The 12,954-nt window shown below is 48.7% G+C and carries 12 protein-coding genes; 7 read left to right on the plus strand and 5 right to left on the minus strand.

Annotation, left to right across the window (positions count from 1 at the left end):
* Positions 1 to 43: 43 nt before the first annotated feature.
* The gene (locus tag BLS44_RS23570) at positions 44 to 1,213 is read left to right on the plus strand and encodes a sialidase family protein (protein ID WP_090393074.1); all 1,170 of its coding nucleotides are present in this window, start codon (positions 44 to 46) and stop codon (positions 1,211 to 1,213) included.
* Here BLS44_RS23570 and BLS44_RS23575 read toward each other — a convergent pair whose 3' ends face one another.
* Positions 1,214 to 2,053, minus strand: a complete 840-nt coding sequence (locus BLS44_RS23575) for a metallophosphoesterase (RefSeq protein WP_090393125.1) — start codon at positions 2,051 to 2,053, stop codon at positions 1,214 to 1,216. It abuts the gene before it with no gap.
* Between the two features lie 145 nt (positions 2,054 to 2,198).
* Here BLS44_RS23575 and BLS44_RS23580 point away from each other — a divergent pair, with 145 nt between their 5' ends.
* Together BLS44_RS23580 and BLS44_RS23585 are read left to right on the plus strand one after the other, a co-directional pair.
* Positions 2,199 to 2,891, plus strand: coding sequence for a hypothetical protein (locus BLS44_RS23580; protein ID WP_143019906.1), 693 nt, complete (start codon positions 2,199 to 2,201; stop codon positions 2,889 to 2,891).
* A 31-nt stretch (positions 2,892 to 2,922) separates the two neighbouring features.
* A complete protein-coding gene (locus BLS44_RS23585) occupies positions 2,923 to 3,306 on the plus strand; it encodes a hypothetical protein (protein ID WP_090393078.1) in 384 nt (127 codons plus the stop codon).
* Positions 3,307 to 3,859: 553 nt separating this feature from the next.
* Here the strand turns inward: BLS44_RS23585 and BLS44_RS23590 are convergent.
* Positions 3,860 to 4,309, minus strand: coding sequence for a hypothetical protein (locus BLS44_RS23590; protein WP_090393079.1), 450 nt, complete (start codon positions 4,307 to 4,309; stop codon positions 3,860 to 3,862).
* A 197-nt stretch (positions 4,310 to 4,506) separates the two neighbouring features.
* On the opposite strand from BLS44_RS23590, the gene BLS44_RS23595 reads away from it, so the two are divergent.
* The 4 genes from BLS44_RS23595 to BLS44_RS23610 all read left to right on the plus strand — a co-directional run bounded on the left by BLS44_RS23595 (position 4,507) and on the right by BLS44_RS23610 (position 7,167).
* Positions 4,507 to 5,166 carry a DUF4253 domain-containing protein gene (locus tag BLS44_RS23595; protein WP_090393081.1) on the plus strand — a complete coding sequence of 220 codons (660 nt, stop codon included), beginning with the start codon at positions 4,507 to 4,509 and terminating at the stop codon, positions 5,164 to 5,166.
* 83 nt (positions 5,167 to 5,249) lie between these two features.
* Positions 5,250 to 5,780, plus strand: a complete 531-nt coding sequence (locus tag BLS44_RS23600) for a GNAT family N-acetyltransferase (RefSeq protein WP_090393083.1) — start codon at positions 5,250 to 5,252, stop codon at positions 5,778 to 5,780.
* A gap of 149 nt (positions 5,781 to 5,929) precedes the next feature.
* Positions 5,930 to 6,754, plus strand: coding sequence for an SDR family oxidoreductase (locus tag BLS44_RS23605; RefSeq protein WP_090393086.1), 825 nt, complete (start codon positions 5,930 to 5,932; stop codon positions 6,752 to 6,754).
* A gap of 128 nt (positions 6,755 to 6,882) precedes the next feature.
* Positions 6,883 to 7,167 carry a hypothetical protein gene (locus BLS44_RS23610; protein WP_090393088.1) on the plus strand — a complete coding sequence of 95 codons (285 nt, stop codon included), beginning with the start codon at positions 6,883 to 6,885 and terminating at the stop codon, positions 7,165 to 7,167.
* 9 nt (positions 7,168 to 7,176) lie between these two features.
* Here BLS44_RS23610 and lptB read toward each other — a convergent pair whose 3' ends face one another.
* From lptB to BLS44_RS23625, 3 genes are all read right to left on the minus strand, one after another.
* Positions 7,177 to 7,971 (minus strand): LPS export ABC transporter ATP-binding protein, encoded by a 795-nt coding sequence (gene lptB / locus BLS44_RS23615; RefSeq protein ID WP_176954533.1) that lies wholly within the window; start codon positions 7,969 to 7,971, stop codon positions 7,177 to 7,179.
* Between the two features lie 264 nt (positions 7,972 to 8,235).
* Positions 8,236 to 9,558, minus strand: a complete 1,323-nt coding sequence (locus tag BLS44_RS23620; RefSeq protein ID WP_090393091.1) for a vanadium-dependent haloperoxidase — start codon at positions 9,556 to 9,558, stop codon at positions 8,236 to 8,238.
* A gap of 8 nt (positions 9,559 to 9,566) precedes the next feature.
* On the minus strand, positions 9,567 to 12,902 hold the full coding sequence (locus tag BLS44_RS23625; RefSeq protein WP_090393093.1) for a VCBS repeat-containing protein: 3,336 nt from the start codon (positions 12,900 to 12,902) through the stop codon (positions 9,567 to 9,569).
* Positions 12,903 to 12,954: the final 52 nt, after the last annotated feature.

Here is a 12,954-nt window from a genome sequence, read left to right on the forward strand (position 1 = left end):
ACATTGTTTTAAAATAAATACATTTGAACACCAATAGAATCTTATGCATAAAAGGCTCCTTATCTCCAGCTTGCTATTGCTGGTTATCATCGGCGGTAAAGCCCAGGAAGAAACCATCGTATTCCAATCCAATGCAGAAGGCTATGCCAGCTATCGCATTCCGGCGATTATCAAAGCCCCTAACGGCACCCTGCTGGCTTTTTGTGAAGGAAGGGTCAACAATGCCGGGGATTATGGAAATGTGGATATTGTGTTAAAACGCAGCCGCAATGGCGGAAAGACCTGGGGGCCGCTTCAGCTGGTGGTGAACAACGATTCCCTGCAGGCCGGTAACCCGGCGCCTGTGGTGGACTATACCGATCCGAAATATCCAAAAGGGAGGATCTTCCTTTTTTACAATACCGGCAATCATCATGAGGCCGCCGTCCGGCAGGGGGCAGGCGTACGCGAAGTAGGGTACATTACATCCACCGACAATGGCCAAAGCTGGTCGGCTCCTGTAAACATTACCACGCAGGTACACCGCCCGTTGCAACCGGGTTTTAACCCGAAATACAACTTTAAGGAAGACTGGCGATCTTATGCCAATACACCCGGCCATGCCATGCAGTTTGCAGACGGTCCCTATAAAGGTAGGATGTATATTGCCGCCAATCATTCTGAAGGCGCTCCGCAGCAACAGTTTGAAGACTATGTAGCGCATGGATTCTTTACCGATGATCATGGCAAGACCTTTTCAGTAAGCGCAAATGTTCCCATTAAGGGCAGTAACGAGTCCACGGCAGCCCCGCTCTGTAACGGCAAACTTATCATGAACTCCCGGTACCAAACGGGAACGGTTAAAAGACGGATCGTATCCGTTAGCAGCAATGGCGGCCAAACATGGGATACCACTTATTTTGACCCCAACCTGCCGGACCCGGTGAATGAGGGCAGCCTGATCTCCTTCAGAAGCGGCAAAGCATCTATCCTTGCATTTTCAAATGCCGCGCATGAAAGCAAAAGGGATCAGCTGACACTGCGGCTCAGCAGGGATGGTGGCAAGACCTGGTACCGGAGCATTACCGTTGCCGCGTCCGGTGCCGGTTACAAGGGAAGCAGCTACGCGGCTTATTCCGACCTGGTGCTTCCGAACATGAAAACCATCGGGGTACTGTTTGAAAAGGAGGGGTACAGCACCATCGTTTATAGGAATATTCCCATTGCGCACTGATCAGCCGCGGATCAGTTCAAAGACCGTTATTTCCGGGCGTACATTAAAACGAACCTGCCAGGTAAAGCCCAGTGCCCGGTTAATATAGAGCGTACGGCCGTCCTCAAAGCCGATCTGCCCGGCGGCATAGCGTTTATTGGTGACCGGCAATAAAGGCGGGGGCAGGAAGGGCGGCTTGCATTGCCCGCCGTGGGTGTGGCCGCTGATCACCCACCCATTATAACCATTCCAGACCGGGAGATCCATTACATCCGGGTTGTGACATAGTACAACGGTGGCTTCCTGCCGGTTCCAGTAACGCATCGCTTTTTCCGGCTTAAAATTCGTTCCCCATTTATCATCGATGCCTATAAAATTCAGGCCGGAGTACTGCTGCTGCTCATTCCGGAGTACCCTGATCTGCATCTGTTCCAGCATGGCTGTAATATTATTGGCCAGGATGCTGTCCTTCCAGCGAGCGCCGTAATCATGATTGCCCAGGACGGCCGTGGTGCCCAAACGGCCCTGCGGCGCATGCCGCATCAGTTCCTGCAGCTGATCCAGCTGGCGGGGCTCATTGTACGTAACAAAATCGCCGGTATAGGCTACAAAGTCGGGCTGGTATGCGGCGGCTTTTATAAATGAATCCTTCAGGTAGCTGTCGCGGGAGTGTACTCCGATATGAATGTCGCTGATCTGCATCAGCGTTTTGCCGGCCAGGGCAGGCGGCAGGTTTTTGACCGGCATGGGTACCCGCGTAAATTCCAGCCAGAAAGGTTCTACCTGCCAGGTATAAAGCCCGGTCAGTAGCCCGGCCCCACCCAGGATACTGCTGTATTTCAGAAATTTTCTCCGGTTCATGGGTTGCAAAATTAGCTTCCACCATTTCAAAATCCGCTCCGGAACTATTAAACTTTTGTGTAAAAACATCGTCCAATACCTGTTTATAAAAATTTAACAGGGACACAGCAGGTATTTTTCTAAAAACCCATCTAAGAAAAAATAAATGCGTTTGCGACTAAACAGGAGCTTCTTTTTTTGGGCCGGTCTGCTTTTAATGGCAATACCCGGGGTGGCACAGGATATACCCTCCAGGGTTAATGAAGGGGTGAGGCGTATGGAATCAAAACGGGAGCAATACAGCAGTTATTTGAAACTGGGGCTGACAGCCGATCAGAAGAACCGGCTGGTGGCCCTGCAGAAAGAGGGACGGGCGGCGCTTGCTGTGATCCGCAACGATACCACATTGACAAGTGCTGCAAAGAAAGAAAAATTGCAGGTACTTCAGCAGCAGCAAGCTCAGAAAAGAAATGATATCCTGACCCCTGAGCAGCAGCGAATATGGAAGGAGGAAAGCCGCGCCCGGAACAAACAGGTCCGCGTTACGGTAGATCAGCAGCGCAGTTCAGCCGGCGGTGATAAAGACCGTAGTACGCTACCCGGAGGCGTGCGCGAAAGGGCAGCGGGGTTAAACCTTTCTGCAGTGCAGCAGCAAAAACTGGACACGCTGAGAATGGACTTTAAAGCAAAAGCCCGTTCCATAAGGCAGGATCCGGCGCTATCTGCAGATGAAAAAAAGATCCGTATGGCGTCTTTAAAAAAAGAGGCCCGTAAAAAGCAAAAGGCCGTGCTTACGCCAGCGCAATGGCAGCAATGGATAAAGCGGGACGAGAACCGGAACAGTATTTCCAAACAATAAACAAACATCTGTTAAACTTAAAAAACAAAAAATGAAAAAAACAATCTTAATCGCCGCAATCGTAAGCCTGTTCAGCGCTTCTGCTGCAGTAGCCCAGGATGCCCCCAAAAAAGAAAGATCCGAAAGGAGCATGAACAACCGTCGGGGAGCCATGTGGGATGATCCGGATCTTAATTTGACAAAAGACCAGAAAGACAAATTAAAAGCCCAGGATGAGGATAACTGGAAACAAATGAAGGCGCTTCGGGATGACAGCTCCCTCAGCGATGATCAGAAGAAAGACAAGATGAAGGAGATGCGTACCAAGCAAAAAGAAGCACGCGAGAAGATCCTTACAAAAGAGCAGGTTGAAAAACTGAACGCAAAAATGAAAGAACGCATGGAGCGCGGAAGAAACAGGCAGGCACAGCAATAAGGAGTTGTCGTTTTTATATTTTACCAGCGAAGCCGTCTCAAAAGTAATTGGGACGGTTTTTCATTTTTAGGAGCGGAAAGCTAAACAATAATTTTATATTAATGTTTTTGTATATGTGAAATAGCTTTGGTTCCGACTTATGCGGTCATACTGATATTTTGCTTTGTTTGGGTGGCTTTTGTAAACTATGGAAGGTTGTGAGCTATTGCAATTAATACCTTAAGCAGCAAGCGTTGGTGATAACTCGAGCCGCATCCTCCTTTGTACTTGGCGCTGATAGAATCAATATTCAGGAGGTTAAGTACCGCATTGGTTACTCTCACTGGCGTTTTTCGATCAGCTCGTCCAAATCCGGTGGAAGTAGCAGTACCTGGCCCTGATTATAAGTTTTAGAGACTATCGTTGAAGTACATATTACAACTTCATAAACGAAAGTTTATGGGAAAAAAGGATGCTCATGCCCCCTTTTTTATCTACATATATGCATAGCAGCAAAAATGGCTGCCCTTTTGAAGGCAGCCCCTGTTATTATGATCAATAACGCCCCGGGGGATCAAAGATCTCCTCTTTTGTATTTTACTGTTTTTAAAACGCTGCCGTTATTGTCTACAGTAACATTAAATAAATTCCGGCTGTCTTTTATAACCACATGATAAAGGGTGCCTGCGGTATTGGTCACTTCTGTAACACCAAATATAGCTTTGCCATCATATTGCTTCCGGATCTTATACAGCACATTGGAAGGCAGCTCATTTTGCCCGTAATAACGGATCGTGCGGATCAGGGCGCCGCTATTGTCGATCACCGCACGTGTAGCGATAGCGCCGGAACGAAAACTGGCTTCGCTGTAACCGGCAGTGGCATTCCATTGCACGTCCCGGGCACCGGCAAATACCTGGTTAAAGGTCTTCATCACTTTTTCATTTACGGCAGGAGTAGCAGGAACAGCAGCCATTGCATTTAATCCAAGAGAAAGAACAGCGGTAAGAATAAAGAGTTTCATTGTTTTAAATTTTATGCCCGGTTACGGGCGTTTTAAAGTTTTAATTGGTTTGTTGATTCAAAAATAGCAGCAGGAGGGCCGGTATGTCAAGCGGTTTATGGCAGAACAGGGAATAAAAAGGGGTGAACAGCAGATTTACGGGGGTGAAAACCGATAGCGGGTGCCGGCAGGCGGTCTCTCGCTTCATTCTATATATTATGCTATTCTTCAGCTGCTCCGGGCAAACCGAAAGCAACGGTTATCCACTTACAAAGCAGGAAGAGGCTATTACAGATAGCCTGCACCTGGACCCGCCCGTTATACAGGAACTGCGAAAGTATAGCCAGGCGCCGGTAGCACCTTTTCATTATTCCCGTAGTAAGATGTATGCAAACAATAAAGTAACGGAACCGGATCCCATCCGCTTACCCGGTATTATTTTTAACGAAACGGAAGATAATGCCTACGAGCTGATCTATAAATTAAAGGACGGCCTAAAAAGTAAAGGATATTCGATTTTTAAAGTAGAGTTAACCGGTGAGGCCGGTAAGGGGGAACACAGTGTGGGAATTGTTAAAGAAACCGATCCGTATCGCATCCTGAAGCAAATGGGAACAGATGGCATTAACTATGATATTACCAATGACAGCCTGTTAACCATTATTAAAGACCTGGATAAGAAATACCAGCTGGAACTGATCGGCGCCTCCGGCGATTACTGCGAGTTCATCATTCATCAGCCGCCGGCAGACTGGAACCTGCTGGCAAAGGAAGTATACACAGTATGCCCGGATGCCGTTGAGCAGGGCGCCGGATCGCTGGAAGAACTTGCCAAAGAACTAAGGAACACCAGGCGGCTGTATTTCTGGTGGGATTAACAGCCTTTACAGGCCCCCTTTATCATCGGAGTTGCTCATCCCTGTTTTTTTACCGAGTATTGCAACAGGAACAAATATGCAATATGACCACAGCGCTGGAAAAAAATCTGATACTGAAAAAAGCCCGTACAAAGGATGCCGGAATGATCTGGCAATTGCTGCTGCAGGCTATTGAAAAGCGCCGCCAGGAAGGCAGTACCCAATGGCAGGATGGCTATCCTAACCCTGCTGTAGTAGCCCGGGATATTGAAAGAGGATACGGATATGTATGCATGGATGAAACAGGAAGCACTGTTGCATATGCCGCCCTCATCTTTGACGGGGAACCCGCTTATGAAGCACTGGAAGGCCAATGGCTTACCAACCAGCCTTACGCAGTTATACACCGGCTGGCTGTAAACCAGGAAGTGATCATAAAAGGACTGGGCACCTGGGTCATGGCCGCGGCAGAAGAACTGTGCCGGCAACAGGGCACCGGAAGCATCCGGATCGATACCAACTTCGACAATACAGCAATGCTGCAGATACTGGAAAAACTGGGCTATACCTACTGCGGGGAAGTATATTTCAGAGGTGCCGCCCGGCGGGCATTCGAAAAGCGGCTGGATGTATAACGTCTTTGTTCCGGGGGCTACATGTAAGGAGCGGCGCAGGGCCGGTTACGCTGATTCGTATTGCCTGTGAAACACCAGGACAAAAAGTGTTGCCCCCTTTCCCGTTCAGGGGATGGCGCAGATTGAAGCGGATTTCGTACCTTAACCTTATGATTTTTAAAGATACAACCGTTGTTATTTCCGGTGCTACCCGGGGCATCGGCAAAGCGATTGCCCTTAAGCTGGCAGCAGCAGGAGCCAATATTGTAATAGCCGCCAAATCAGTGACCGAAAACGAAAAACTGGGCGGAACCATCTATTCTGCTGCTGAAGAAGTTGAAGCTGCTGGGGGCCGGGCATTGCCGGTTGCCTGCGACGTGCGGATGGAAGACCAGGTAAAAAATGTAATGGAGCAGGCGGTTGCCAAATTTGGCGGTATTGACATTCTTGTAAACAATGCCTCTGCAATTTCCCTCACCGATACAGCCTCTACACCTGTGAAGCGGTACGACCTGATGCAGGAAATCAATGTAAGAGGGAGTTTCCTGATGGTACAGGCGGCCCTGCCTCACCTGAAAAAATCGGCCAATGCGCATATCCTTACCCTGTCGCCGCCGGTTAACCTCAACCCTAAGTGGCTGGGACCTCATATTGCCTATACCATTTCAAAGTACAATATGAGCCTGCTTACCCTGGGATGGGCTGCTGAGTTTAAAGATATACCGATTGCAGCCAATGCTTTATGGCCCAAAACAACGATCGACACTGCAGCAGTGCGCAACTTGCTGGGCGGGCAGGCCCTGGCCAGCAAGAGCCGCAACCCGCAGATAGTAGCAGATGCTGCTTTTTATATTTTACAAAAAAGCGCCGGAGAATGCACCGGAAATTGCTTCACCGACGAGCAGGTCCTGGAGGCGGCAGGCATTGCTAACTTTGACTCCTACGCTGTTACACCCGGGGAAAAACTATATACCGACCTCTTTTTAGATAATTAGTCTTTTTTTACTTAAAAAGCAGGAATTCCGGAAAAAGAACCATAAGACGACGCACTCTTGCACAATGTTTGAGCACTCTTACCAGAACCCGGGTATTGAGCCGGTAAATGCAAATCAAAAGTCGTATTATGGATAAAAGAGAAAAATTAGCCGTAATGGATAAGGTTCTTCGGGAGCTGGAAGACCTTAAAAACAGTGAAACAGCCGTTCTAAAAAAGATAGCCCAGGTAGAAGCCGAAAACATCAATCTTGGGGTGGGCGTGCTGGAGCTGGCGCTTCCGGATATACACGAAAATATTAATACTACGATCGAGCAGGTTGGGGAGGTTATCAGCAGGTTTACGGATCACCGCAACCAGTTTTCAAAAGATCACAAGCTGGAAGAGCCGGAAGATCAGCCTTCTGCCGGGTAGGCCGGGCATCTACTCATTTTCTACCCGCAGGTTTCCCGAAGCGCTCTGCTGGGCTTCTTCGTGCAGGTAGTCCTTGCGTTTCAGCTCAAAGTTCCGCCCCAGGTACAGGCGGCGTACCTGCTCGTTGGCAGCAAGTTCCTCCGCCGTGCCCTTTTCAAATATTTTTCCATCGATCAGGAGATACGCCCGGTCGCAGATAGAAAGGGTCTCATTTACATTATGATCGGTGATCAGGATGCCGATATTCTTGTATTTAAGACGGGCTACGATGCTTTGAATATCTTCTACAGCGATCGGGTCGATCCCCGCAAACGGCTCATCCAGCAGGATAAATTTCGGGTTTACGGCGAGGGCCCGGGCTATTTCGGTCCGCCTTCTCTCACCACCACTCAGTACATCCCCATTGCTCCTGCGCACATGTCCCAGGCGAAACTCACCCAGTAATGACTCCAGCTTTTCCTTTTGCTCAGCCCTGGAAAGTTTGGTCATTTCCAGCACCGCTGCGATATTGTCCTCCACGCTCAGTTTCCGGAAAACAGAGGCTTCCTGGGGCAGGTACCCGATTCCCATCTGCGCCCGTTTATACATGGGCAGTTTGGTAATATTCAGGTCATCTAAAAATACATCTCCTTCATCAGGCTTGATCAGGCCCACCACCTGGTAGAACGATGTGGTTTTCCCGGCGCCATTCGGCCCCAGCAACCCAACGATCTCTCCCTGGTTCACCTCAAAAGAAACGTGGTTCACCACCGTGCGCTCACCGTAACGCTTTACCAGGTCCCTGGTATGTATTTTCATTAACATGCCCGGCAAAAATAAGAAAGCTTCTACACTATTCTGTTACGGGCTTCGTTAAATATTAAAATGACGGGGGGACAGCGGCCAGCCACCGGTCGCTGATAGCGCTCCTCTTATACTGTTCTGATTCTGAAAAGCGGCACCACAACGCGGGTTCCTGCAGCGCCCGGATCATTTTACAACGGCTTTGCCGTGGCTGGTTTAAATCAGCGCTTTGAAGGGCTTCGCGTAATACAGAGAGTATATTCCTCCATCCTTGCCCGGTGTATGTTATTCTGAATGTGCCGGAAGGGCCACTTTATCAACAACCCATTGGCCTACTTTTAGCCCCTGGGCGCGCCCGTTGTCTATGGCATCCATAAAGTGAATGCCCCCGTAGAACCGGGAAATGCCTGCTTCAACAGCCGCTTGCTGAAAAGAGGTAAATGACCGTGGGTGAAGACCGTAGCTTACTTCCACACTATCGGTATACGAAAAATGATCTCCAAAAAAATGAGTGAGGATGGTCGCAGAGGTGGCCGAAATGACTGAATGGCCGCTCAGGTATTCGGGAAACGGGGGTGTTTGCAGCAAGGGCTCCCAACCGGGGTCAATATATTTCCGGATAGCTGTTTCGGGCCTTATACGGTTGCTTCTGAATTTTTCGTCCCAGCAGCAGATAAATGCATCCATAAGGCCGACGGCTACCATTGTATGTATTTGCAGTGACTGGTTAAAGCCTTTTTGGGTTTTGAGACAGGCAATGCCCGTAATACCCAGCCAGTGCGCACCGGGAGAGATCTTTTTGAGCCCTACCTGCAGGTGCCCGTTATCCTGCACGGCAAAAGGATTACAGTCCCAAAAGCCTGCGATAGCGGTATGGGCGGGGTCCTGGTGGATCCGCTCTTTATAAAGGGCGTCGAGCATTTTATAAAATGCAGCGTCCCTGCTGGTTGAGAAGGCCACGGGCGGCGGCGGTATAAACTGGGTTGCGGAATCCAGCGTAAATGAACGAACGGTTTTGAACCAGGGCTCTACCGCCTGCAAGAATGCCGGTGGTGTGGGATACCAACACCCTTCCTTATTAACAGGTGTATAACGCGGGTAATTGCTTATTTTGTTGTACCCGTCTGCCTTAGCCCAGGCAAGTATTTGTTTGCTGATGGTACCGGCATAACGCAACGAGTTTTTTATAAGGGCATCATCGTAGCCAACCCGTTTACAAGAGTCCAAAAAATGCTGCTGGTAGGCGCCTACCAGGCTGCCGGAGGGCTGCAGTTTTTTTGCGGTTTCCATAATGGCAAGCAATGCCGCCAGCTGGTAGGAATAGCCTGTTATGGAATCGGGCTTTTTTATATCCGGGTAACCGTTGAGTTTTTGATACATACTTTTGAAAGCCGTATCGTGCTGGGCTACAACTTCATACCCGGCAAGACAGGAGTAAGCAAAAAACCTTGCCGCCAGCGGAGGGTTGGTAATATCATGGATCATGATATCGGTCATAGCCGTTAGTATATTATTAATGGCTATGGCCTTAAGCTCCGGTGCGTTTGACCGGGGTTGTTTACAGGCAATCAATAACAATAAAAGGAAAAAAGCTTTTTTTGATATCATAGTTTTTCTCAATGAAGTTTGTACGCTCTTAATTCCTGCTGATTAATCCCAAATAGCAGGCAATGATTAACGGCCAGCACACTCCGGACATCTCCCGTAATATGAAACCCGGACTGCTGCTGGCCAACAGCACTAAAATTTCCCTTTCCATCATTCCGGAGCAATAACCCGTAGCTGGCGTCATAGTTTCCGAAGCGCAGGCGGGCGTGGTTGATATTGCCGCATAGCAGCAGGTCCTTGTTGCCGTCCTTGTCATAATCCATCACACTGATGGTAAATACCGGCGAAAACTGCGCCTGTACGGGCAGCACCTTCTCATGAAATTTTCCATCGGCGCCCATTTCAAAAAACGAAGTCTGAAGATGGCTGGCCTGTAAATGCTGTGCACCGGACATTTCTTCGGCAGAGAAGATCTCTTTTAAAGTAGCGTCTGCATAGCTTTTGTAATCCGCAAAACGGGTGCGCATCATGCTGATCTGGTCCAAAAGCTCATCTCTCGTTATATAAGGATATGATTTTTTCTGTATATAGCAATTGAGGATCGGATCGATGGAGCCGTTGTTATCGAAATCTTTATAGTACATTTCCGCCGGCTCGGTATCACCGGCTTTCAGCTGTGTGTTGAGGCCGGTATTACCGGCAATAATATCGGGCTTGCCATCTTTATTAAAGTCATCAACAACCAACCGGTTCCACAGCCCCCGGGTATCTTTTGAAAAATAGTCTCCTGTTTTATTTTGTAAGGTTCCATTGTTGTTGATGAAAACAGAAACGGGCATCCACTCCCCCGCCACCACCAGGTCTTTTTTGTTATCCTGGTTTACATCCACCCATACAGCATCAGTGATCATTCCCAGCTTTTGAAGCTGTGGTGCTATTGCGGCCGTTTTGTTGGCGAAGATGCCTTTGCCGTTGTTAACCAGGATATAGCTTTCCGGTGTAACGGGATAGCTGCCGGGAACAACCCTTCCCCCCACAAAAAAATCCATAAATCCGTCCCCGTTAATATCCACGGGCCGCACGCAGCCTTTGCTCACCAACAGCGGGGGCAGGGCATTGGGGTTACGGGTAAATGTTCCTTTACCGTCGTTCGTATAGACCCGGTCCTGTAACAGTGGGTCATCAGCCGCATAATTGTGATAACCACCGCTTGCTATGTAAAGGTCCATATACCCGTCGTTATTGATGTCGGTAAAAACAGCGTCCGCGTCTTCGCTGAGCTGATCCGCATCGAAAGCAGGCTGGGGTTTGCGGATGAATGAGCCGTTTTTTTGCTGGATGAACAGGGCCGCGCTTTTCCCGTCCCCGCCTCCTATATATACATCGTCCAGTCCGTCATTATTGACATCGCCCTTTGCCATGCAGGGACCTGAAAAGGAAAGCGGGTTTACCAGCAGCGGCTGCCGTTTAAAATCATTGAGGGGCGTAACGGCATCAGCATACGGAATGGGTAATTTTACTTCAACAAAAAATGGCTGCGGGGCTGCTGCAGTCCTGTAAACAGCAGCGGCATTTTTTTCCTCCAGCGTTAACCGCTGATCTGCTTTAATATTTGCAAGCACCTGCTGTTTACCACCAGGCCATACGATGCGGAGTGAATCGATGCCGGTTTGGCTGCCCAATCCAAAATGCAGTACCGGCGAAACCGTGGATTGATACCCTCTTGAAGGCATTTGCTCACACAGCTGCTGTTGTCCTTTGCTATAAACCGTTACCCGGGCACCAATGCCTGCAGTATTTTTACCGCTTCCTTTTAACTGCACGTCCAGATAATGATGGTTTAAAACAGTATTGGCATTGTTCTTATAAATAAACGCCGGTGCATTGATATTATTTACAACCAGGTCCAGGTTTCCGTCGTTGTCCAGGTCGGCATAAACCGCACCATTGCTATTGGAGGTTTGCGCCAGACCCCATTCTTTTCCGGTATTGCTGAAAGAAAGATTACCGTTATTCCGGAACATATAGTTGGTTACATTGGATGAAGGTATCTGTGCTACCAGTTCCTGCACGGCTTCCCGGTTAAGTCTTCCTTTGCCCTGGAGGAAATCGTTCATATACTTCATAAAGTCCATGTTCGTGAAGTCGCGCTGAAAGCCGTTGGTCACATACAGATCTTTCAGCCCGTCATTATCATAGTCTGCAAACAGGGGTGCCCAGCTCCAGTCTGTGTTGGAGATGCCCGCTACCTGGCCTATTTCGCTAAAAGTGCCATCACCGTTATTCAGCTGCAGCATATTACGCATGTACTGGTAATAACAGCCGGTACGTAAAAGAAGGTCAAACTTTTCATAATTGTCAGGCGCAAACAGCAGTTTCTGGCGACGGTTGTCTTCCGGCAGCATGTCGAGGGTATAAATATCCGGCAGCCCGTCATTATTGATATCTGCGATATCATTTCCCATTGAAAAGTGACTGGTATGCCTTACCATCGCCTGGATTTTATTGGTAAAACTGCCATTGCGGTTATTGATATATAAATAGTCGGGGGCACTATAGTCATTTGAAATATAAATATCCTGCCAGCCATCGCCGTCAATATCTGCAATACCGGCTCCAAGCCCATAGGTGAACGGCGAGCTGCTGATACCGGAGCCCGGGGTTATATCCGAAAAATGATTGTTTTCATTTTTAAAAAGACGTATGCCCGTTTCTTTGCCGGGCGTTTTCAGTATGGCATCGGTGGCGGCTTCATCCAGCACGGGCAAGGTGCTGGGATTATGATTGAGAAGGAGTACATCCAGGTCGCCGTCTTTATCCATATCAAAAAAGTAGGCCTGTGTATTGTAGGCAGAGTCTGCAAGGCCATATTCCTTTGCCTGATCTTCAAAGCGGGGTTTGCCGGCTGCATCGTTCCCCTTATTAATGAACAGCTGGTTGGCCCGTTTAAGGCCTTTTAGCTTTCCGGAGTAGGATGCAAAAATATCCGGCAGGCCATCGCCATTGACATCTGCGACAGTGACGCCGGTTTTCCAGGGGCCTGGTCTGCCGGCTACCCCCGCTATGGATGTGATATCTTCAAACAGCATGTTGCCCTTATTCAGGTACAGTTTATTATCCACCATGTTGCCGGAAAAATAGATATCCAGCAAGCCGTCCCCGTTCATATCGCCTACAGCAACCCCTCCGCCGTTGTAAAAGTATTCGTACATCAGCACATTGGTATTGGGGCCTTCCGTAAGCGTATTGGCAAAGTGCACCTGGGTTTGCTCCGGTGACAGCAATGTAAATAGAGGCCGGCTGCTTTCAGGTGGTTCTTTTGTTTCAGAAAAACGACAGCCGGCAATGCTATGCAATATGCACACCAGCAATAACAACGGTGCCTGTCTGTTGCGTAAAACCATTAATGTATAAATATTTTGTGTAAAATGGCTGCTATTAAGTTAGTTAAACCGG

Source organism: Niabella drilacis (assembly GCF_900101395.1).
Taxonomy (GTDB): domain Bacteria; phylum Bacteroidota; class Bacteroidia; order Chitinophagales; family Chitinophagaceae; genus Niabella; species Niabella drilacis.

Bases quoted from the DNA above. Each gene is read 5' to 3' on its own strand.
- BLS44_RS23610 (WP_090393088.1), top strand. From the start codon at position 6,883: ATGGATAAAAGAGAAAAATTAGCCGTAATGGATAAGGTTCTTCGGGAG.
- BLS44_RS23605 (WP_090393086.1), top strand. From the start codon at position 5,930: ATGATTTTTAAAGATACAACCGTTGTTATTTCCGGTGCTACCCGGGGC.
- BLS44_RS23585 (WP_090393078.1), top strand. From the start codon at position 2,923: ATGAAAAAAACAATCTTAATCGCCGCAATCGTAAGCCTGTTCAGCGCT.
- BLS44_RS23590 (WP_090393079.1), bottom strand. From the start codon at position 4,309: ATGAAACTCTTTATTCTTACCGCTGTTCTTTCTCTTGGATTAAATGCA.
- BLS44_RS23575 (WP_090393125.1), bottom strand. From the start codon at position 2,053: ATGAACCGGAGAAAATTTCTGAAATACAGCAGTATCCTGGGTGGGGCC.
- BLS44_RS23595 (WP_090393081.1), top strand. From the start codon at position 4,507: ATGCTATTCTTCAGCTGCTCCGGGCAAACCGAAAGCAACGGTTATCCA.
- BLS44_RS23600 (WP_090393083.1), top strand. From the start codon at position 5,250: ATGACCACAGCGCTGGAAAAAAATCTGATACTGAAAAAAGCCCGTACA.
- BLS44_RS23625 (WP_090393093.1), bottom strand. From the start codon at position 12,902: ATGGTTTTACGCAACAGACAGGCACCGTTGTTATTGCTGGTGTGCATA.
- lptB (WP_176954533.1), bottom strand. From the start codon at position 7,971: ATGTTAATGAAAATACATACCAGGGACCTGGTAAAGCGTTACGGTGAG.
- BLS44_RS23570 (WP_090393074.1), top strand. From the start codon at position 44: ATGCATAAAAGGCTCCTTATCTCCAGCTTGCTATTGCTGGTTATCATC.
- BLS44_RS23620 (WP_090393091.1), bottom strand. From the start codon at position 9,558: ATGATATCAAAAAAAGCTTTTTTCCTTTTATTGTTATTGATTGCCTGT.
- BLS44_RS23580 (WP_143019906.1), top strand. From the start codon at position 2,199: ATGCGTTTGCGACTAAACAGGAGCTTCTTTTTTTGGGCCGGTCTGCTT.